General features: G+C 60.7%; 21 protein-coding genes and 1 tRNA gene. 12 read left to right on the forward strand and 10 right to left on the reverse strand.

The genetic code is table 11. The features are described from left to right. Positions 1-28: 28 nt before the first annotated feature. The gene (locus tag ACQ7C1_RS27435) at positions 29-541 is read left to right on the forward strand and encodes a GNAT family N-acetyltransferase (protein WP_430960549.1); all 513 of its coding nucleotides are present in this window, start codon (positions 29-31) and stop codon (positions 539-541) included. Positions 542-564: 23 nt separating this feature from the next. Here the strand turns inward: ACQ7C1_RS27435 and ACQ7C1_RS27440 are convergent, their stop codons facing one another. Further along, entirely contained in the window at positions 565-849 is a 285-nt protein-coding gene (locus ACQ7C1_RS27440; RefSeq protein ID WP_430960550.1) for a DUF1294 domain-containing protein, read from the reverse strand. Positions 850-995: 146 nt separating this feature from the next. Between ACQ7C1_RS27440 and gatB the strand changes: the two genes are divergently transcribed. From gatB to ACQ7C1_RS27465, 5 genes are all read left to right on the forward strand, one after another. Then, positions 996-2,498, forward strand: a complete 1,503-nt coding sequence (gatB, locus tag ACQ7C1_RS27445) for an Asp-tRNA(Asn)/Glu-tRNA(Gln) amidotransferase subunit GatB (RefSeq protein WP_430960551.1) — start codon at positions 996-998, stop codon at positions 2,496-2,498. Positions 2,499-2,501: 3 nt separating this feature from the next. Then, positions 2,502-3,005 (forward strand): GNAT family N-acetyltransferase, encoded by a 504-nt coding sequence (locus ACQ7C1_RS27450; protein ID WP_085778010.1) that lies wholly within the window; start codon positions 2,502-2,504, stop codon positions 3,003-3,005. 4 nt (positions 3,006-3,009) lie between these two features. Next, a complete protein-coding gene (locus ACQ7C1_RS27455; protein ID WP_430960552.1) occupies positions 3,010-3,483 on the forward strand; it encodes a GNAT family N-acetyltransferase in 474 nt (157 codons plus the stop codon). A 102-nt stretch (positions 3,484-3,585) separates the two neighbouring features. Further along, a complete protein-coding gene (locus tag ACQ7C1_RS27460; protein WP_011425152.1) occupies positions 3,586-3,984 on the forward strand; it encodes an NADH:ubiquinone oxidoreductase subunit NDUFA12 in 399 nt (132 codons plus the stop codon). Positions 3,985-4,098: 114 nt separating this feature from the next. Beyond that, the gene (locus ACQ7C1_RS27465; RefSeq protein ID WP_097598622.1) at positions 4,099-4,539 is read left to right on the forward strand and encodes a DUF2155 domain-containing protein; all 441 of its coding nucleotides are present in this window, start codon (positions 4,099-4,101) and stop codon (positions 4,537-4,539) included. 67 nt (positions 4,540-4,606) lie between these two features. Here the strand turns inward: ACQ7C1_RS27465 and ACQ7C1_RS27470 are convergent, their stop codons facing one another. The 6 genes from ACQ7C1_RS27470 to ACQ7C1_RS27495 all read right to left on the reverse strand — a co-directional run bounded on the left by ACQ7C1_RS27470 (position 4,607) and on the right by ACQ7C1_RS27495 (position 9,447). Beyond that, the gene (locus ACQ7C1_RS27470; protein WP_430960553.1) at positions 4,607-5,533 is read right to left on the reverse strand and encodes a DUF2167 domain-containing protein; all 927 of its coding nucleotides are present in this window, start codon (positions 5,531-5,533) and stop codon (positions 4,607-4,609) included. 75 nt (positions 5,534-5,608) lie between these two features. Then, on the reverse strand, positions 5,609-6,223 hold the full coding sequence (gene aat / locus ACQ7C1_RS27475) for a leucyl/phenylalanyl-tRNA--protein transferase (RefSeq protein WP_430960554.1): 615 nt from the start codon (positions 6,221-6,223) through the stop codon (positions 5,609-5,611). Positions 6,224-6,230: 7 nt separating this feature from the next. Then, the gene (gene accC, locus ACQ7C1_RS27480; protein ID WP_430960555.1) at positions 6,231-7,580 is read right to left on the reverse strand and encodes an acetyl-CoA carboxylase biotin carboxylase subunit; all 1,350 of its coding nucleotides are present in this window, start codon (positions 7,578-7,580) and stop codon (positions 6,231-6,233) included. 10 nt (positions 7,581-7,590) lie between these two features. Then, a complete protein-coding gene (accB, locus tag ACQ7C1_RS27485; protein ID WP_085778016.1) occupies positions 7,591-8,070 on the reverse strand; it encodes an acetyl-CoA carboxylase biotin carboxyl carrier protein in 480 nt (159 codons plus the stop codon). 20 nt (positions 8,071-8,090) lie between these two features. Continuing rightward, positions 8,091-8,528: a type II 3-dehydroquinate dehydratase gene (gene aroQ, locus ACQ7C1_RS27490; RefSeq protein ID WP_430960556.1), complete on the reverse strand. Its 438-nt coding sequence runs from the start codon at positions 8,526-8,528 to the stop codon at positions 8,091-8,093. A 160-nt stretch (positions 8,529-8,688) separates the two neighbouring features. After that, positions 8,689-9,447: a DsbA family protein gene (locus ACQ7C1_RS27495; protein ID WP_430960557.1), complete on the reverse strand. Its 759-nt coding sequence runs from the start codon at positions 9,445-9,447 to the stop codon at positions 8,689-8,691. A 203-nt stretch (positions 9,448-9,650) separates the two neighbouring features. Here ACQ7C1_RS27495 and ACQ7C1_RS27500 point away from each other — a divergent pair, with 203 nt between their 5' ends. Further along, on the forward strand, positions 9,651-10,808 hold the full coding sequence (locus ACQ7C1_RS27500) for a pyridoxal phosphate-dependent aminotransferase (RefSeq protein WP_430960558.1): 1,158 nt from the start codon (positions 9,651-9,653) through the stop codon (positions 10,806-10,808). A 39-nt stretch (positions 10,809-10,847) separates the two neighbouring features. On the opposite strand, the gene ACQ7C1_RS27505 is transcribed toward ACQ7C1_RS27500, so the two are convergent. Both ACQ7C1_RS27505 and ACQ7C1_RS27510 read right to left on the reverse strand, forming a co-directional pair. Further along, positions 10,848-12,185 carry a tlde1 domain-containing protein gene (locus ACQ7C1_RS27505; protein WP_430960559.1) on the reverse strand — a complete coding sequence of 446 codons (1,338 nt, stop codon included), beginning with the start codon at positions 12,183-12,185 and terminating at the stop codon, positions 10,848-10,850. Positions 12,186-12,393: 208 nt separating this feature from the next. Beyond that, a complete protein-coding gene (locus ACQ7C1_RS27510) occupies positions 12,394-14,262 on the reverse strand; it encodes a PHA/PHB synthase family protein (RefSeq protein WP_430960565.1) in 1,869 nt (622 codons plus the stop codon). 146 nt (positions 14,263-14,408) lie between these two features. Between ACQ7C1_RS27510 and ACQ7C1_RS27515 the strand changes: the two genes are divergently transcribed. The 5 genes from ACQ7C1_RS27515 to recJ all read left to right on the forward strand — a co-directional run bounded on the left by ACQ7C1_RS27515 (position 14,409) and on the right by recJ (position 19,994). Then, the gene (locus tag ACQ7C1_RS27515; RefSeq protein WP_085778022.1) at positions 14,409-14,822 is read left to right on the forward strand and encodes a hypothetical protein; all 414 of its coding nucleotides are present in this window, start codon (positions 14,409-14,411) and stop codon (positions 14,820-14,822) included. Positions 14,823-15,044: 222 nt separating this feature from the next. Further along, entirely contained in the window at positions 15,045-16,262 is a 1,218-nt protein-coding gene (locus ACQ7C1_RS27520) for an LL-diaminopimelate aminotransferase (protein WP_097598741.1), read from the forward strand. 62 nt (positions 16,263-16,324) lie between these two features. Further along, entirely contained in the window at positions 16,325-17,650 is a 1,326-nt protein-coding gene (locus ACQ7C1_RS27525) for a homoserine dehydrogenase (RefSeq protein ID WP_183700996.1), read from the forward strand. 215 nt (positions 17,651-17,865) lie between these two features. After that, positions 17,866-18,111, forward strand: coding sequence for a hypothetical protein (locus ACQ7C1_RS27530; RefSeq protein ID WP_097598613.1), 246 nt, complete (start codon positions 17,866-17,868; stop codon positions 18,109-18,111). Positions 18,112-18,191: 80 nt separating this feature from the next. After that, positions 18,192-19,994 carry a single-stranded-DNA-specific exonuclease RecJ gene (gene recJ / locus ACQ7C1_RS27535; protein WP_430960560.1) on the forward strand — a complete coding sequence of 601 codons (1,803 nt, stop codon included), beginning with the start codon at positions 18,192-18,194 and terminating at the stop codon, positions 19,992-19,994. A 47-nt stretch (positions 19,995-20,041) separates the two neighbouring features. Here recJ and ACQ7C1_RS27540 read toward each other — a convergent pair. Next, a tRNA-Glu gene (locus tag ACQ7C1_RS27540) sits at positions 20,042-20,116 on the reverse strand. Positions 20,117-20,361: the final 245 nt, after the last annotated feature.

A 20,361-nucleotide genomic window follows, 5' to 3' on the forward strand; every position in this document is an offset into this window, starting at 1 on the left:
TAGTTAGAGGGGTAACGCGGAGGTGTCGTTGATCCACATTCGCAATGCCCGCGACGGGGAAGCGGAGCTATTGAGCGAGATCGGGCTCAGGGCCTGGCAAAAGGCGATGGCGTCGATTGGCGAATCGGATGCGATGATCGACGCGGCGCGCAACGCCTTTCGCAACTTCGTGGAGAACGACTGGCTGACAATCACCGTCATCGAGCGGAACGGCCAGGTCGCAGGCTGGGCTGCACGCGAGGGATTGGACGAAACCATCTCGGATTTCTGGATCGATCCCGTCTTCACCCGGCAGGGACTCGGCTCAGCCCTTCTCGAACGCATCGAGAAGGATATCGCCGGCCGAGGCTTCGAGACGGCGGCGGTGCAGACCCATTCCGGCAATAGCGAGGCTATCGGCTTTTTTCGGAAGCACGGTTACGGTATCCACTGGCTGTCGGTCGCCTATAACCCGAAGCTTGACCGAGACGTGCCCTCTGTCGGGCTGACGAAGCCGCTGGTTTCGGAAAGCCAAGGCGGCTATGGGCAGGAATTCGTTTAAAAATCCAGATGAAGGTGAGGGGCCTATAGCGGCGCGAAGGCCAGCATCATGACCAAGGCGCCGTGGAGGATCAGGATCGCCGCCAGGATCGACCGGAACGGCTCCTTTCTCGTCTTGTGGCGCAGGATCTGCTGTGCCGCCACCGCACCGAGGCTGCCGCCGATCAGCGCAAGAGTCAGAAGCGTGCGCTCGCTGATGCGCCACCCGCCATTGCGCGCCGCCTGCTTGTCGAGGAAATAGATCGTAAAGACGATGAGGTTCAGCGCCAGAAACAGTGCGGCCATTTTTGTGATGTCGGTCATCGTCATGCGGCTACACTGCCATCCCTCGGTTAACCCGCGGCAAATGTCGCCGCCCTGCGTCAAACCGCGGTGCGCGATGGGGAAAGCCTTGCACCGGAATGCCATTTCCTTTACCTCACCAGTGGAAAAGAACAGCCTGCAAAGAGCATCAGATGACCATTGTCGACGTCCGCACGCCCGATCCGAAACGCTTCATTCCCGGCGCCACCGGCGACTGGGAAGTCATCGTCGGCATGGAAGTCCATGCCCAGGTGCTGTCCAATTCGAAGCTCTTTTCCGGCGCTTCGACGGAATTCGGCAAGCCACAGAATTCGAACGTATCGCTGGTCGATGCCGCCATGCCCGGCATGCTGCCCGTCATCAACGAGGAATGCGTCAAGCAGGCCGTGCGCACCGGTCTCGGCCTCAAAGCTGAGATCAACAAGCGTTCGGTCTTCGACCGCAAGAACTATTTCTACCCCGACCTGCCGCAGGGCTATCAGATCTCGCAGTACAAGGATCCGATCGTCGGCGAGGGCAAGATCGTCATTTCGCTCGGGCCGGATCGTCAGGGCCAGTTCGAGGACATCGAGATCGGCATCGAGCGCCTGCACCTGGAGCAGGATGCCGGCAAGTCGATGCACGACCAGCACGCGACCATGTCCTATGTCGATCTGAACCGGTCCGGCGTGGCGCTGATGGAGATCGTCTCCAAGCCCGATATGCGCTCGTCCGACGAAGCCAAGGCCTATATGACCAAGCTGCGTTCGATCGTGCGTTATCTCGGCACCTGCGACGGCAACATGGACGAAGGCTCGATGCGCGCCGACGTCAACGTCTCCGTGCGCCGTCCGGGCGAGGCTTTCGGCACGCGCTGCGAAATCAAGAACGTCAACTCGATCCGTTTCATCGGCCAGGCGATCGAATATGAAGCGCGCCGCCAGATCGGCATTCTGGAAGACGGTGGTACGATCGATCAGGAGACGCGCCTCTTCGATCCGAACAAGGGCGAGACGCGTTCCATGCGATCCAAGGAAGACGCGCATGATTATCGCTACTTCCCCGACCCGGATCTGTTGCCGCTCGAATTCGACGACGCCTTCATCAAGGCGCTCGAAGCCGATCTGCCGGAGCTGCCCGACGACAAGAAGGAGCGCTTCGTGCGTGAACTCGGCCTGTCGATCTACGATGCTTCGGTGCTCGTTTCCGAAAAGGCGATCGCCGATTATTTCGAGGCCGTGGCCGCCGGCCGCGACGGCAAGACGGCGGCCAACTGGGTGATCAACGACCTGCTCGGCGCGCTCAACCGCACCGGCAAGGACATCGAACAGACGCCGGTGTCGCCGGCCCAACTCGGCGCCATCATCGACCTCATCAAGGCTGGGACCATCTCCGGCAAGATCGCCAAGGATCTCTTCGAGATCGTGCTGACCGAAGGCGGCGATCCCGCCGAGATCGTCGAATTGCGCGGCATGAAACAGGTGACCGATACCGGAGCGATCGAAAAGGCCGTGGACGAGATCATCGCCGCCAATCCCGAGCAGGTCGAAAAGGTCAAGGCGAAGCCGACCATGGCGGCATGGTTCGTCGGCCAGGTGATGAAAGCGACCGGCGGCAAGGCCAATCCACAGGCCGTCCAGGCGCTGGTCAAGGCGAAGCTCGGAATCGAGGAATAAGCGGTGTATTTCGTCCGCACCGCCGGCGAGCGCGACCTCGAGAAGGTGCGCGCTCTTCTGGTGGAGAGCTTTCACGCCACCTATGACGAGCTCCACGGCACAACAAAGGTGGACGATCTGATCGCCCATCTCTTTACTCCGGCAGCGCTCAAGGCGCGGCTGGTGCGCAGGGATGCCGAGTTCCTCGTCGCCGATAATGGCCGCAACATCGGCGGCGTGGGCTATGCAGCGATGTCGCAGGCGCTGACGAAAACGGTCATGCTGCATCTCCTCTACGTCAGCCCGTCGCTGAAGCGCCAGGGCATCGGCCGCGATATCTTCGCCGAGCTCGAATCCTGCTTTCCGGATGCCGAGATCATGCGTCTGGAAGTCGAGCCGCAGAATGCGGCGGCGATCGCCTTCTACCAGGCGCATGGTTTCACCGAAGCCGGCCGCAACGAGAACAGCGCGCCCGGACAATCCGGCATTCCCTCGCTGATTTTCGAAAAACCGCTCGAAGGGCATTGAGACCGTGGCGGTCGAATTGTCCGATACTCTCATTCGCGAAGCGCGCAGCGACGATCTGCCGGCGCTTGTGGCGCTGTTTGCTGCCGATGCTCTCGGCGGTCACGGCGATACGACGGATGCCGAGGCTTTTGTTGATTATGCCAGAGCCTACGCGGTTATCGAGGCTTCGCCCGACCAGACGCTTTATGTCGCAGAGCGCGGCCGCGAAGTCGTCGGCACGTTCCAGACGATGCTCACGACCTCGCTGACGGGCCGCGGTTCTTCGACGATGATCATTGAGGCGGTGCAGACGCGGGCCGATATGCGCGGGCAGGGCATCGGCACTGGAATGATCGAATTCGCCGTTGCCGAGGCAAAAAGCCGCGGCGTGCGGCTGGTACAGCTGACCTCGAACGCCATACGCAAGGATGCCCATCGTTTCTATGAAAGGCTTGGCTTCAAGCCTTCGCATATCGGCTTCAAGATGGCCTTGAAATGACCCCTGCCTCTCGTGGAATCGCTGGACAATTCGGCTTGGCGACGGCATAAGCGGGGAGCTATATTCTGGTTTGGCCCGCACTGGCGGGCACAAGGAAAAGACATGCGGAATCTTCTGGTTCAAATCTTCACCTGGTGGAACAGTCAGACGATAGGCACGCGTTTTGCGACCTGGCGTTTTGGCAAGCGCGTCGGCGAGGATGAATTCGGCAACGTCTATTATGAAGGCGGCATGTCTTCCTATGGCCTGCCGAAGCGCTGGGTGATCTACAAGGGTTATGCCGAAGCCTCCGCCATTCCGCCGGGCTGGCATGGTTGGATGCATCATCGCACCGATGTTCCGCCGTCCAAGGAAAACTATGTCGCCAAGGAATGGCAGAAGGCGCATCGTCCGAACCTCACCGGTTCGCCGCAGGCTTACCGTCCGCCGGGCTCACTCGCGGTTCCCGGCGAGCGGCCGCGCGTCACCGGCGATTACGACGCCTGGACGCCCGGCAACTGAGACGGCTCGACCGGGCGATCGCAAGCCCGGCTTTTGGCCACAATTGACCTTTACCCGCAGGTTGGCCGCGCTGGATCGCGGCCGTGAACCGAAAATGTCTGGAGACGGGTGCATATGAAGCTCTTCACGCGGAACATGGTCCTGCGTGGCGCCGGATCGCTGCTGGCGCTCTCGGCTCTGCTTCCACCGGGTGCGGCGCATGCCGCCCGAATCGACAATCCGGTTGCCGTGTTCTCCGGCCTCGACAAGATCACCGGCCGCATCACGACGTTCGATGTTTATGTCAATGAGACGGTACAGTTCGGCGCGCTACAGGTGACGCCGAAGGCCTGCTATTCGCGCGACCAGGCGGAAGCGCAGAAGATCGACGGCTTTGTCGAAGTCGACGAAATCACCCTCGACCGCAAGATCCGCCGCATCTTTACCGGCTGGATGTTCGCCGACAGCCCCGGCCTCAACGCCGTCGAGCACCCGATCTACGACGTCTGGCTGAAGGACTGCAAGACAAGCTCAGACGTCCCGGCACCTGACAGCGCCAAGGCGCCGGCCCGCTGATTGATATCAGCTGGGGCAGACGCCGAAAAAGCTTCACAATTTCGGCGCCGTCCACTGGTTAGACAGCCTATGCCGTGGGTGTCTTGTTTCGCGTGAAAAGACCTTTGGCAAACCGAAGCGCACCGCCAAGCACGACGACAATAAGGATGCCGGCCTTTTTGAGGAAGGCGGCGGCAAGCGCCAGTAGCCCTACCTTTGCGGCGATCTTGGCGCCAGCACCCGCAGCGATCATCCCGGCCATTCCGTAGGCTGCGATCTTGTCGCCTTCGACGAAGTCGGTATAGGCCATTCCCTTGTCGAACTGCACGAGCGTCGTGACGGTCGGAATGACCTGCTCGATCTCCTTCAACTGATTCAGGCCGGCAACGAAATCGAACTCGAATACGCCCTGGCGACCAAGAACGCGTACCGAATAGTTAAGGGTATGCGGGGCTTGCGCATCATCGCCGAACAGCAAATCGCGCGCCCAATGCATCGCATGCGCAGATTTGTCGTAATGCGGCGTCGAGGCCCAGCCGACAAGCGTAATTTTTTTAAAACCCTGCTTTTCGCGCTCGACGTTATTTTCCCTGATCGAATCCTTGATCTTCTGCAGCAATTCATCGTAATCGGTCGTGGCGGCGTCGGCGTCTGAGACATACCCGTCGGCGCTGTATTCGACGATGGAACCCCAGGCCCCGATATCGGTCGGCGCGTATTTCGCCGGGAAGATCATTCCCATCGTTCCCTCCGCCGCCTGCGGCGGATTTCCCCAGATATCGACCAGCACCTTCTTCGTGTCTGCGGAATTGAGATAGTAGAAGCCTTCCGGCATGTTCAGCGTCGCCTTTGCAGCGGGCAGCTTGATCGCACCCTGCTGAAAATCGAGCTTTTGCAGCAGTGGTTTTTCTGCATCCGAAAAAGCCCTGCCAGGAAACATCTCCTGGTACGGGCGTGCTTCGGCCTGACCCGCAAACAAGGCAAAAAGGAGTGTGGCCGCATAATATCGTTTCAAAATTCTATCCCCCATTTCATGGCCGAACCTATTCGAATCGGCTCGAAAATCAACGCTGGGATGAAACGATCACGCTTAAAACTCCAGGTGTGGCGATTCCATCGCGCTGGCGAGCAACAGCGCATATTCGGCCTTCGGCACGTCGATCGCTCCGAACGTTTTCAGATGTTCGGTGGTGAATTGCGTGTCGAGCAGCGTGAAACCCTTTTCCCTCAGCCGGTCGACCAGGTGTACAAGGCAGATTTTCGAGGCGTCCGTCCGGCGTGAAAACATGCTTTCGCCGAAAAAGGCCGAACCCAGCGAGACACCGTAGAGGCCGCCGACCAGTTGATCGCCTTCCCAGGCTTCAACGGTATGGGCATGACCAATTTCGAACAGCGTGGAATAAAGCGACCGGATCGTCTGGTTGATCCAGGTGCTCGGGCGTCCCGATGTTTCCTCCGCGCAAGCCGCGATCACCTGGTCGAAATCGTGATCGAAGCGGATTTCGAAGGGTTTCCTGCGCACCGTTTTGGCGAGGCTTTTCGATATGTGGAAATCACCGAGCGGCAGAACGCCGCGCAATTCCGGTTCGACCCAGAAGATCTCCGGGTCGTCGGCAGATTCGGCCATTGGAAAGAGGCCGATGGAATAGGCGCGCAGGAGGATGTCAGGGGTTATGCCTGGTGACTTCCTGCGCGATCCTGCCATTCCTGTCCTATCCCGCTGGCGTGTTGGCGAGGTAATGTTCCAGCCAGTGGATATCGTAGTCGCCGTTGGCGATATCCTGGTTGGAGACGAGATCCTGGAACAACGGCAGCGTCGTCTTGATGCCGTCGACGACGAATTCGTCGAGCGCGCGGCGCAGGCGCATCATGCATTCGACGCGCGTGCGGCCGTGCACGATCAGCTTGCCGATGAGGCTGTCGTAATAGGGCGGGATCTTGTAACCTTGGTAGGCGCCGGAGTCGATGCGCACGCCAAGGCCGCCCGGCGCATGGAAATGCGTGATCGTGCCGGGGGAGGGCACGAAGGTGCGCGCATCCTCGGCATTGATCCGGCATTCGATGGCATGGCCGGAGAAATGCACCTCGTCCTGCGTCACAGACAGGCCGCCGCCGGAGGCGACGCGGATCTGCTCATGCACCAGGTCGATGCCGGTGATCGCTTCCGTGATCGGATGCTCCACCTGCAAACGGGTGTTCATTTCGATGAAATAGAATTCGCCGTTCTCGTAGAGGAATTCGATCGTGCCGGCGCCGCGATATTTCAGCTTCTTCATGGCATCGGCGCAGATCTGGCCGATCTTCATGCGCTGCTCGACATTGAGTGCAGGCGAATTGGCTTCTTCCCAGACCTTCTGGTGGCGGCGCTGCAGCGAGCAGTCGCGTTCGCCGAGATGAATGGCATTGCCTTCACCGTCACCGAACACCTGGATTTCGATGTGGCGCGGCTTGCCGAGATACTTTTCCATGTAGACGGCATCGTTGCCGAAGGCGGCTGCCGCCTCCGTGCGCGCCGTCGACCAGGCCTCGATGAGATCGGCCTCGCTTTTGGCAACCTTCATGCCGCGCCCACCGCCGCCGGCCGTTGCCTTGATCAGCACGGGATAGCCGATTTCGGCGGCCGTCCGCAGCGCATCCTCTTCTGTCTTCACTTCGCCGTCCGAGCCGGGAACGACGGGAATGCCGAGTTCCAGCGCCGTCGTCTTGGCGGTGATCTTGTCGCCCATGATACGGATGTGATCCGCCGTCGGCCCGATGAAGGTGATGCCGTGCGCTTCCAGGATATCGGCAAACTTGGCGTTCTCCGACAGAAAGCCGTAACCCGGGTGCACGGCATCGGCGCCGGTGATCTCGCAGGCGGCGACGATCTGGTGGATGTTGAGATAGCTCTCGCGCGAGGAGGGCGGACCGATGCAAACGCTTTCGTCGGCAAGGCGCACATGCATGGCATCGGCGTCGGCGGTAGAATGCACCACGACGCAGGCAATGCCGAGCTCCTTGCAGGCTCGAAGCACGCGAAGGGCGATTTCCCCGCGATTGGCGATAAGGATTTTCGAAATCATGGGCTTGGGCCTATTCGATGACGACGAGAGCTTGGCCGTATTCGACGGGATGTCCGTCGTCGACGAGGATCTCGGTCACCTTGCCCGACTTCGGCGAAGGAATCTGGTTCATCGTCTTCATCGCTTCGATGATGATGAGCGTCTGGCCTTCCTTGACGGTGGCGCCGATTTCGATGAACGGACGTGCGCCCGGAGCCGGCGCCATATAGACGGTGCCGACCATTGGCGCATTGACGACATTCGCCGGGTTGCGGCCGGGGGCTGCGGCAGGCGCGGCAGCGGCGGCTGCCGGAGCGGCGGCTGCTGCCGGAGCAGCGGCAAAGGCCGGTGCAGCGATCGGTGCCTGGACGTATTGCGGCGTGCCGCCGCGCGAAACGCGGATGCGCAAGTCGTCCTGCTCGACCTCGATCTCCGTCAGATCCGTCTCGTTGAGGATGTTGGCGAGATCGCGGATCAGTGCCTGATCGATACCCGATTTCTTTTCAGCCATGGTGTTGCCCTGTCTTCTTCTTATGCCGTGATGTTCTTCAGCGCTTGCAGCGCCAGGATGTAACTATGAGGCCCGAAGCCGCAGATCACGCCCTTGCATGCCGGTGCGATCATCGACTTGTGGCGAAACTCTTCCCGTGCATGGACGTTGGAAATGTGGAGCTCGATGACGGGAATCGAAATAGCGCGGATCGCGTCGTGCAGCGCGACTGACGTATGCGTGTAGGCGCCTGCATTGATGGCGACGCCGGCGGCTTTTTCGTCGGCCTCGTGGATCCAGTCCACAAGCGTGCCTTCGTGGTTGCTCTGACGGAAATCGATATCAAAGCCGAGTTCGCGCCCGGCTGCCTTGCAGTTTGCCTCGATGTCCTTGAGCGTCTTGCCGCCATAAATGCCGGGCTCTCGTTTGCCCAGCATGTTCAGGTTTGGGCCGTTCAGGACAAAAATCGTTTGCGTCATCGAATGTTCCGTAAATGCACGACGGCAACCTATAGACTCCGCGAGGGCTGAATGAAAGCCCTTACGGGTTGGCCGGCAGGAATCGCGCCACATTTGTCCACATGGCTGAAACGCTTCGATTCTGGCGATTTGATGAGCGGCCGGTCGGCTGCCCGCTTCCTCAGCAGGCGGTCTTGCCGCAGCTGCGCATGTTCTTGACCTTGGCTTCGAGATCGTCGAGCCCGACTGCGCCCGGGACCAGCTCGTTGCCGATTACGTAAGAGGGCGTGCCGCTGATGCCGAGGCTGGAGGCAAGCTGATAGGTCGCCTGAACGATCCCGTCATTCGGGCTCTTAGCCATCTCGGCGCGAATCTTGTCCTCGCTGACGCCGAGAGAGCCTGCGACGGCGATCGCACTGTCTTCCGAGGCGCGGCCTTCGCTGCTGAGAAGGGCGACATGAAAGTCGGCGTATTTCGCAGGCGCCAGCCTGCGGAAGGCGTCGGCCACTTTGTGGGCGGCAACCGAAGCCGGCCCGAGGATCGGGAATTCCTTGAGCACGAAGCGAACGTTCGTGTCCTTCTTCAACATCGCCTGCATGTCGGGAAGCGCGTGACGGCAGTAGGTGCAGTTATAATCGAAGAATTCGACGACCGTCACGTCGCCCTTGGGATTGCCGAGCGCGACGTCATCCTTCGAATTGAAGATGTTCGCGGTGTTCTCCTCGATTGCCATATTGGCTTTCACCAGCCGCGCGGCTTCCTGCTTCTTCTGCAGCGCCTCCTGGACATCAAGCATGATCTCCGGGTTCTCGATCAGATATTGCTTGATGAATTCGCCGAACTCCTTCTTCTGCTGATCGTCGAGCGCTGCCGCTGGAAACGGGAGCGCGATCGATGCGGCGAGCGCCAGTGCGGTGAAGCTTTTTGAGAAGAAGGCCATGATATCCTCGTCATCGGCGATGTGGTCTTGGTCGAGAAACCGTCGCCGGGTTATGGATTTGAACGCGTCGCGTCAAGGTACGGTGCGTCGAGTTCTGCTCAAACAGGAATTTTCATCCCTGCGCCGCCCTCGCGGGATTGTGATGAGCCGATTAATGCGGCAATTGTCTGGCCAACAGCCAAGAAGCCGAGCGAGAAGCGATCTTGTTTTCCATATCGAAACGCAGCGAAGTCGAGCCTTTTCATGCCATGGACGTGTTGGCGGAGGCGACGAAGCGGCGGGCAGCCGGCCATCCCGTCATCTCGGTGGCGGTCGGCCAACCTTCGCATCCCGCGCCTCGAGCTGCCCTCGAAGCGGCAAACGCCGCCCTCGTCGAAGGCCGGATCGGTTATACGGATGCGCTGGGGACGGCGCGGCTGAAATCCGCACTTGCTTGGCACTACAGGGACCGTCACGGCCTGGAGATCGATCCCAAGCGCATCGCCATAACGACAGGCTCCTCGGCAGGGTTCAATCTCGCCTTTCTGTCGCTTTTCGATGCCGGCGATGCCGTGGCGATCGCGAGACCGGGTTATCCCGCTTACCGCAACATTCTCGGCGCGCTGGGGCTGATGGTTCTCGAAGTGCCGGTGACGGCCGAGACCCACTTTACCCTGACACCCGAGAGCCTTGAGGCGGCACAGCAGCAAAGCGGCGTCAGGCTCAAAGGCGTACTGCTTGCAAGTCCCGCAAATCCGACCGGCACGGTGACCGGCCGTGACGGGTTGAAGGCGCTTGCGGACTACTGCGCGGCCCAATCCATCGCCTTCATCTCCGATGAGATCTATCACGGGCTGACCTTCGCCGGCGAGGAAGCGAGCGCGCTCGAGCTGACCGACGAGGCGATCGTCATCAACTCCTTCTCCAAATATTACTGCATGACGGGCTGGCGAATCGGTTGGATGGTGCTGCCGGAGCGCCTGGTGCGGCCGATCGAGCGCGTGGCGCAGAGCCTCTATATCTCGCCGCCCGAGCTCTCCCAGATCGCAGCGGTGGCCGCACTTGGCGCAAGCCAAGAGCTTGATCATGTCAAGGCGAGCTATGCCGCAAACCGAGCGCTGCTGTTCGACCGCCTGCCCAGGATCGGCCTTGCGCCCGCTTCGCCGATGGACGGTGCCTTCTACGCCTATATCGATGTCTCGCGCTTCACCAATGACAGCATGGGTTTTGCCAAACGCATGCTTGCAGAAATCAACGTCGCGACGACGCCGGGGCTTGATTTCGATCCGCTGGAGGGACATCGAACCTTGCGTCTCTCCTATGCGGGTTCGCAAGCAGAGATCGCCGAGGCGGTGGAGCGGATAGCAGTTTGGCTGAAGTAGGGCTGCGGGGCAAGCGGCTGCTTGCCCACGTGCTCTAAATCAGCTGCGCGACGAAAACAGCGAAGCGAGCGTCGAAGCCGGCTTGTTGTTCAGCCGCGGCACCACCACGAGCTGCTTGATCTCGCCCCGTTTGTAGGCGGCCAGGAAGCGCTTGTAATCCTTGAAGGAAACGCAGCCATTGGAATCGCCGTTCTTGCCGAGCATATAGGTGTGGGCAAGCAGGCCGACGCGGTCATAGATGGCATCCGAGCCTTCCACCGGTGTCAAGCGCAGCGCTTCGACTCCGTGAAACAGAGCCTCGCGCATCGTGAGGACATAGGTATGCGGCGGCGTCGGTCCGCGCATCTTCTTGTCGACGTAGCGCGGGTTGTCGCGCATCTTGCCGAGACCTGAATGAGCCTCCAGCCGTTCGCCGCTCGGCAGGTAGACGGTGCTGTTTTCGATATCATAGATCGCGACACCTGCCCGCAGTTTCGGCGAGAAGACCGGCTTGTCGTAGCGCGGCACGGCATCGTCCTCATCGTCCTCTATCGGCGAGTTTGGCTGGGCATAGGCAAGGGCAGGCCCGGCAGAGCGCTGCGCACCCTTGGCCGTCGGCGCCGGTTTGCCGATGAGTCCGTCCGGACGCGCCATCGGTAACGGCACGGAACCTGTATCGGGTGACAGGACGAGATCGAAGGGTTGATCCTCTGCCGCTGCGACCTGCACCGGAGCGGATTCTGTTGCAGGAACCGAGGCGGTCCTGACGGGAGAGGCGACTGGCTCGATCGGGGCGGGTGCGATCTGCCGGGGGTCGGCATCGGCAAGCGCGAGCATCGCCTGGAGTTGGGCCGCTGCGACGGCCTCCTTTGACGGAACGATGATGCGGTTGCCGTCGTCTTCTTCAATCTCTGCCGAGGCGAGTTCGACCGGCGGCGCCGCGATCGCATCATCCTTGCGGAACTTGGCGCTGTCGGAAATCGCGGCGACGACCGGTTGCTCGGCAGTCATGGTCAGCCGATTGTTCTTCGCCAGAGCCGCCAATGCCGTTGCGGCGGCGGCGGTCTTTTCGGCGTGAGACTGGATGAGGCTTGCCGTCAGCGGCATCTTCGGCTTCGCGTTGAAGGCAGTCAGCCGGTCACCCTTGCCGACATGGATCAACCTTTCAAGGCGAGTTGACGACGCCACTTTCGGGGTGGCGCCGATCTGTGCCAGGCTGCCTGCTGGAGAGAAGGGCGCGGCGACCGAATGCATCGTTGCCAAGGTCGCGATCATCCATGTTGAGGTTAAAAGCCCGGCGCCGACGACACCGTAAAGAAAACCGCGAGATCTGTGCGAACGCAAAGCAGATCCGCCAAGAGGGGCGACGTTATCCAACGTCCCTACCGCAAACGCCATACTACACTCGTCTTTCAAACTCGCTACGCAGGCCGGCGGCACTGACTGACTAAAACTTCGCCGGGGCCGGTAAGGGCGCAAAGGGGCCGAATTTAGGCCGCCTGCGACTTCCGACTGTTTTGAGAGGATGACGAATTATGGTTTCTAATTTGTTTACGCGATATCGCTGTTTCTTGGGATGTCTCAAAAAGAGATGCCTGCTGGCGTCTCAGGTGCGTTCCATCACATAACTTCCCGGTGCTTCTTCGATCGCGTTCAGCGCATCGCCGCCGGGTTTGCGCGCCGCAACGCGTCTACTGTCCTGCGACTCGATCCAGGCCTGCCAATGCGGCCACCACGATCCCGGCGTCTCGCTGGCTCGCTCGAGCCAGGTCTCATAGTCGCCCTTCGCCGGGCCGCCCGTCCAGAATTGGTATTTCTTCTTGTCGGGCGGGTTGACGACACCGGCGATATGTCCCGAGCCGGTGACGACGAATTCGACCTTGCCGCCGAAGAACTGGCTGCCGAGGAAGACCGATTTTGCAGGCGCGATGTGGTCCTCGCGCGTTGCGAGATTATAGATCGGGATCTTCACATCTTTCAGCGATACGCGCTTGCCGTCGAGGATCATCTCGTTCTGCGTCAACGCATTGCGGAGATAGCAGTTTCGCAGGTAGAAGGCGTGGTTTGCCGCCGCCATGCGCGTCGAATCGGCGTTCCAGAACAAGAGGTCGAAGGGCAGGGGCTCCTGACCCTTGAGGTAGCTGTTGACGAAATAAGGCCAGATCAGCTCGGAGGCGCGCAGCATGTTGAAGGCCATCGACATCTTCGTGCCGTCGAGATAGCCGGCCGCCTTCATATGCTCTTCGAGCGCGGCAAGCTGCTCCTCGTCGACGAAGACTTTGAGGTCGCCGGCATGGGTGAAGTCGACCTGAGTGGTGAAGAGAGTCGCGGTCTTTATGCGCCGGTTCTTCTCCTTGGCGTGCAGCGCCAGTGTCGCGGCCAGCAGCGTGCCACCGACGCAGTAGCCGACGGCATTGATGTCCTTCTCGCCGGTCGCCTTCTCGATCGTCTCGATCGCGAAATCGATGCCTTCCCGGGCATAGGCGCCCCAGTCCTTCTCGGCGTGACGCGCATCCGGGTTGACCCAGGATATGACGAAGACGGTCTGGCCCTGGTCTACGCACCATTTGATGAAGGATTTCTGAGGGTTGAGGTCGAGAATATAGAACTTGTTGATCCAGGGCGGGCAGATCAGCAGCGGCCGCTTCAGCACGGTTTCGGTCGAGGCTTCGTACTGGATGATCTGGCAGATATCGTTCTGGGCGATGACTTTGCCCGGTGTCAGCGCCATGTCACGGCCGACAGCGAATTTCGTCATGTCGGTCTGTCGAAGGCGAAGCTCGCCGTTTCCGGCAGCGATGTCCTCGGCGAGCATCTTCATGCCGCGCACCAGGTTTTCGCCGTTGGTTGCGATGGTCTCGCGGTAAAGCTGCGGGTTGGTAGCGATGAAGTTGCTCGGCGAAAGAGCCGCCGTGATCTGCTTCACGTAAAATTCTGCCTTGTGCTTGGTGTGTTCGTCGAGGCCGTCGGTCTCCGATACCAGCTTGTCCACCCAATCGCTCGTGACGAGATAGACCTGGCGGAGGAAATCGAAGAACGGATTTTTCTGCCAATCCTCGTCGGAAAAGCGCTTGTCCTTGCGGGTGTCGGGCTCGGGCGGCAGGGGCTCGCCCTGCATCCCACGCGTGCCCTGCAAGCGCTGCATCGAGCGCATCCAGATTCCGAAGAACGAGGACATCAGCTGGGTCTGCGCCTCGAAGGTGCGGCGGGGATCGGAAATCCAGTATTCGCTGACCTTGGAAAGCGTCTTGACCATGTCGGTCATCGGATCGATGGAGCTTTCGGAGATCTCGCCGCGTTCGCGCGGCGCAAGCCAAGCCGAGGCGGCCTGGCCGAGATTTTCGAGCGCCCGGGCGAAATTCATCGCCATGGTCTCGGGATCCTTCAGCAGATAGGGTTCGAGATCGGTCGCGTCGAAACCGGTCTTGTCGCCATTCTTCTGGCCGCCACTCTCCTGCTTGCTGTCGGTCACCATTTCCTCCGGCGGCAGCACTCTTTTTATCCGTTTGTTGTACATCGTGACCGAACGAGAAAACAAGTTCCACCCGCATCGGCTCGTGCTATTGCTTTGTGGCTGCGACAAATTTAACAGTCGAGGCAATCAGAACTGGATTTTGAGGCATGATCGAGAACCGCATCCGGCGCATCGCAACCTTCAACCGCACCGCATTGATCTGCGCCGCGGCGGCGATGACCCTTGCCGGATGCAATCTGACGGCGGAGGAAAAAGCCGCAGCTGCCGCCAAGCGGGCGGCGCCGACCGCCGTCGTCATGCCGGCAACCAAGGGCGAGGCTGTCGAAGGCGGTCTGACAAAATCACCGGACGGCTATCCGAATTTCGGTGCACCGCTGACGGCGGCCAACGTCCAGATGAGCGATGAGCAGGCGGCCGAACTGCAGCATCAGTTGACCGCGCTTGCCGGCCGGCGCAAGGCCGGCACGATCTCGGAAGCCGAATATCAGGCGAAGGTCGCCGAAATGCGCCGCCTCGCCGCCGAGCATGGTCCGCAGACGCTCTCCGAAATTTCCAAATAAGCCTTGCCTTTCAGGCAATTTGGACGCAAAGCCTTCCGGATGGATCGGAAGATGCGATTTTCCCGATAATGCGTGGTTGTGCGGCCTTTCCGTCAAAGATTTGCCGCTTGGCTTGGGTCTGATGAATACGGCGCTGCGATTGTGAAGTTCGTGTTGCAGCAGCCGGGAGACGGAACGAACTTCGACCGCGGCCCGAAATGCCGCCTTTCCACGGGGAATGAAATGGAAGAGTTTCACAAAGTCCGGCGTTTGCCGCCTTATGTTTTCGAACAGGTCAACCGTTTGAAAGCAAGCGCGCGAGCGGGCGGCGCCGATATCATCGATCTCGGCATGGGAAACCCTGACCTTCCCACCCCCCAGGCGATCGTCGATAAGCTCTGCGAGGTCGTGCAGGATCCGCGCACGCACCGTTACTCCTCCTCCAAGGGCATTCCCGGTCTGCGCCGCGCCCAGGCCGCCTATTATGCCCGCCGCTTCGGCGTCAAGCTCAACCCCGATACGCAGGTGGTCGCCACCCTGGGATCCAAGGAAGGCTTCGCCAATATGGCGCAGGCGATCACCGCGCCCGGCGACGTGATCCTCTGCCCGAATCCCACCTATCCGATTCACGCCTTCGGCTTCCTGATGGCCGGCGGCGTGATCCGCTCGATGTCGGTGGAGCCGGACGAGACCTTCTTCCCGCCGCTTGAGCGCGCGGTCCGGCATTCGATCCCGAAGCCCCTGGCGCTGATCCTCAACTATCCCTCGAACCCGACAGCCTTTGTCGCGACGCTCGATTTCTACAAGGACGTCGTCGCCTTCGCCAAGAAGCACGACATCATCGTGCTCTCCGACCTTGCCTATTCGGAGATCTATTTCGACGGCGCTCCGCCGCCTTCGGTCCTCGAAGTGCCCGGCGCAATGGATGTGACGGTCGAGTTCACCTCGATGTCGAAGACCTTTTCCATGCCCGGCTGGCGCATGGGCTTTGCCGTCGGCAATGAGCGGCTGATCGCTGCGCTCACCCGCGTCAAGTCCTACCTCGATTACGGCGCCTTCACGCCGATCCAGGTGGCGGCGACGCATGCGCTGAACGGTGATGGTTCCGACATTGCGGAAGTCCGTAACGTCTACAAGCGCCGCCGCGACGTCATGGTCGAAAGCTTCGGCAAGGCAGGCTTTGAAGTGCCGCCGCCGGCAGCCACCATGTTCGCCTGGGCGAAAATTCCGGAAAAGTTCCGTCATCTCGGTTCGCTGGAGTTTTCCAAGCTGCTGGTCGAGAAGGCCGACGTCGCCGTTGCTCCCGGCATCGGATTCGGCGAGATGGGCGACGACTATGTCCGTCTGGCGCTTGTCGAGAATGAACACCGCATCCGTCAGGCTGCGCGCAATATCAAAAAGTTCATGTCGACGGCAGACGAGACGATGCATAACGTCATCTCGCTGAACGCCCATCGTTAATTCCAACTCTTGGGCAGCCGCATTCGGCGGCTGCCGCCACACAGACATTTCAGGATCGATCCATGGCAGATGCCCTCAAAATCGGCATTGCGGGCTTAGGCACCGTTGGCGCCTCGCTTGTCCGCATCATTCAGCAGAAAAGCAACGAGCTTGCGGTCACCTGCGGACGTCCGATTACGATCACCGCGGTTTCCGCCCGCGACAAAACGCGAGACCGGGGCGTCGATCTTTCTGCCGTCACCTGGTTCGATCGGCCTGAGGATCTGGCCGAAAAGGGTGATATCGACGTCTTCGTCGAACTGATGGGCGGTGCCGAAGGGGCTGCCAACGTCTCGGTGCGCGCCGCGCTGCAGCGCGGTCTCCATGTGGTGACAGCCAACAAGGCGCTGCTCGCCTATCACGGCGTCGAGTTTGCGACGATCGCGGAAGAGAAGGGCTCGCTGTTGAATTTCGAGGCGGCGGTCGCCGGCGGCATCCCCGTTATCAAGGCGCTGCGCGAATCGCTGACGGGTAACGCCGTCTCGCGCATCTACGGCATCATGAACGGCACCTGCAACTACATCCTGACCAAGATGGAGAAGGAGGGGCTTTCCTTCGCCGAATGCCTCAAGGAAGCGCAGCGGCTGGGTTATGCCGAAGCCGATCCCGCCTTCGATATCGAGGGCAACGATACCGCCCACAAGCTCGCCATCCTGACGACGCTTGCCTTCGGCAATCGCATCGCAGCCGACGATATCTATCTCGAAGGCATCACCAACATCTCGATCGAGGACATCCACGCCGCGGCCGAACTCGGTTACCGCATCAAGCTGCTCGGCGTTGCCCAGCGCACCGAGACCGGCATCGAACAGCGTGTACACCCGACCATGGTCCCGGTCGATTCCGTCATCGCCCAAGTCGACGGCGTTACCAATGCGGTGGCAATTGAGTCCGACGTCCTCGGCGAACTGCTGATGGTCGGACCAGGCGCTGGCGGCAATGCGACGGCCTCGTCCGTGCTTGGCGATATCGCCGATATCGCCAAGAGCCAGCCGGGCGCTCAGCGCGTGCCGGTGCTCGGTCATCCCGCAAAGGCGCTGGAGCCTTACCGCAAGGCACAGATGCAGAGTCACGAGGGCGGATATTTCATCCGCCTGACTGTGCTCGACCGCACCGGCGTCTTTGCAAGCGTCGCCACCCGCATGGCGGAAAACCACATCTCGCTCGAATCGATCGTTCAGCGCTCCACGCAGCACCTGGCGCCATCGCATCACCAGACGATCATTCTCGTCACCCATGCGACGATGGAGGAGTCCGTGCGCAGGGCGGTCGCTTCGATAAAGTCGGAAGGCTATCTCTTCGGCGAGCCGCAGGTAATCCGTATCGAACGGCCGAAAGAAGAAGCCTAGCGCGTCGGCCCGAAAATCGGATTCGATTTTCGGAAAGCACGATGCGCAGCTTCAGAGTGTTAAAGCGTTTTCCGAAGTATGAGCCGCCCTGTCTCTGGCAGGGCGGGTTTTTTGTTAATCGTTCAGCCTCCCCTTGCGGAAGTCTATATTACCAAATGCCGAAATACTGCTATAAATAAAACCACAGATGGTGAGTCGTCGGCGTGGAGCATTTCATGAGCAAGGACAGCCACGCCGGAAAAGAGCATGGCAGTCCGAGCAAGGTGCCGCCAGCCCGCCCTGCGATGTTTGCGGACATCCTCAAGCCGCTGCACAGTGACATTCGTGAAGTGAGCCATGACGAGGCTTTTGACGACGAACATACGGAAGGCCGCAACTGGGCCATTCTGCTGACGCTGTTTTCGGTCTTGTTGGTGCAGATCGGCGGCATCGCCGTGATCGTCTGGCTGATCTTCTGGTAAAAATCCGTGTCTGGAAATCCGTCCCTATGTTATCTCCGCTGCTCCTGTAGAAAGAACAGATGAAGTCAGCGGAGTTTGGCATGGCAGATCTCGTCGATCCGGTACAGCGCGCGTTTCTCGGCGTGGAGAAATCCGCACTCGACAATCGCTGGGTTGCAAGACTCGACCAGGCCGGCCAGAACCGGGCGCTCGCCATGGCGCAGGTTCACGGGCTGCCGGATCTGATCGCCCGCGTTCTCGCAGGACGCGGCGTCCCGGTTGACGAAGCGGTCGAATTCCTCGACCCGACGATCCGCAGCCTGATGCCCGATCCCCACACGCTGACCGATTGCGAGAAGGCGGCAACCCGTCTCTTGCTTGCAATCGAGCGCGGCGAGAGCGTGGCGATTTTCGGCGACTACGACGTCGACGGCGCGGCTTCCTCGGCGCTGATGTTCCGCCTTCTAAGCCATTTCGGCGTCAAGGCGAACATCTACATTCCCGACCGCATCTTTGAAGGTTATGGCCCCAATCCGGCGGCGATCAACCAGCTGATCGACAATGGCGCCAGGCTGATCGTCACCGTCGATTGCGGCTCCACCAGTCACGACGCGCTTGCGGCCGCTGCCGCGCGCAACATCGATGTCGTGGTCATCGATCACCACCAGGTGACACATGAGCTGCCGCCCTGCCATGCGCTCGTCAATCCGAACCGTGAAGACGATCTGTCGGGGCAGGGGCATCTTTGCGCAGCCGGCGTCGTCTTCATGGTGCTGGTCGCGACATTGCGGCTGTTGCGCGCGGCCGGCAACAAACGCATCCTGGCGCTCGATCTGCTGCAATGGCTTGACATCGTGGCGCTTGCGACGGTCTGCGATGTCGTGCCGCTGAAGGGGCTCAACCGCGCCTATGTGGTGAAGGGGCTGGTTGCTGCCCGGCACCAGAGCAACGCCGGGCTTGCCGCGCTCTTCCGCAAGGCGGGGCTCGCGGGCCCCGTGACCCCCTATCATTTCGGCTTTCTGATCGGCCCGCGCATCAATGCCGGTGGACGGATCGGCGATGCCGCGCTCGGAAGCCGCCTGCTGACGCTCGACGATGCCGGTGAGGCGGAAATGATCGCACAGCGCCTCGACGAGCTCAACCGTGAACGTCAGGCGATGGAGGCGATGATGCTGCAGGAGGCGGAAGCCGAGGCGCTGGCCGAATATGGCGACGGCGAGGGCGCCTCCGTCATCGTCACCGCCCATGAGAAGTGGCATCCGGGCATCGTTGGGTTGATCGCCGCGCGGCTGAAGGAGAAATTCAAGCGGCCCGCGTTCGCGATCGCTTTCGATCCCTCCGGCCGCGGGACCGGCTCAGGCCGCTCCATCAATGGTTTCGACATGGGCAGGATGGTGCGGGCTGCGGTCGAGGAGGGCATCCTCATCAAGGGTGGCGGCCATGCCATGGCGGCGGGGCTGACGGTCGAGCGCGCCGATCTCGGCAGGTTGAGGACCTTCTTTACCGAGAAGGCCGCAAGGACGGTGGCGAGCCTCGTCGCCAACGAGACATTGAAGATCGATGGCGCAATCGGCGCAAGCGGCGCCACGCTTGAACTCATCGACCGCCTGGAAGCCGCCGGTCCCTATGGCTCCGGCCACGCTCAGCCGCTCTTTGCCGTACCGGCGCATCGGGTGCGAGACGCGCGCCTCGTCGGCGAGAAACATGTGAAGGTGACGCTGGAGGCGATGGACGGGTCGCGGCTCGATGGAATCGCCTTTCGCGCCGCCGATACCGGCCTCGGCAATCTTCTCATCAATTCACGCGGCGCGAGCCTGCATGTCGCAGGCTCGCTCGGCGCTGAACATTATCAAGGCGCACGCCGCGTCCAGCTGCGCGTCTGCGACGCAGCGCCAGCGAAATAGAACGGTCACGAAAAAGAGGCTCGAATGAGAAAATTGATGGAAGAAAGTGGCACGCCCTAGGGGAGTCGAACCCCTCTTCCCAGAATGAAAATCTGGTGTCCTAACCGATAGACGAAGGGCGCTTCCTTCGTGGTGGCGCCCTTATAGTCAGCACCTTCGAAAGCCGCAAGCGCCAAGGCGCGAAAAAATCACAGTTTTCGCCGATTTTTTTGAGCTGTGGAAAACCACGGCGCTACGGGCGGTGGATGGCTGGAATATCAAACCGATCGGTGGTTGGGGGCAATCATAATTTCGATGGTACGCCCTAGGGGAGTCGAACCCCTCTTTACAGAATGAGAACATCTTTTTCGCTCGCGCCAAGACGTGC

Source organism: Rhizobium sp. Nf11,1, assembly GCF_050587665.1.
Classification (GTDB): Bacteria; Pseudomonadota; Alphaproteobacteria; order Rhizobiales; family Rhizobiaceae; genus Rhizobium.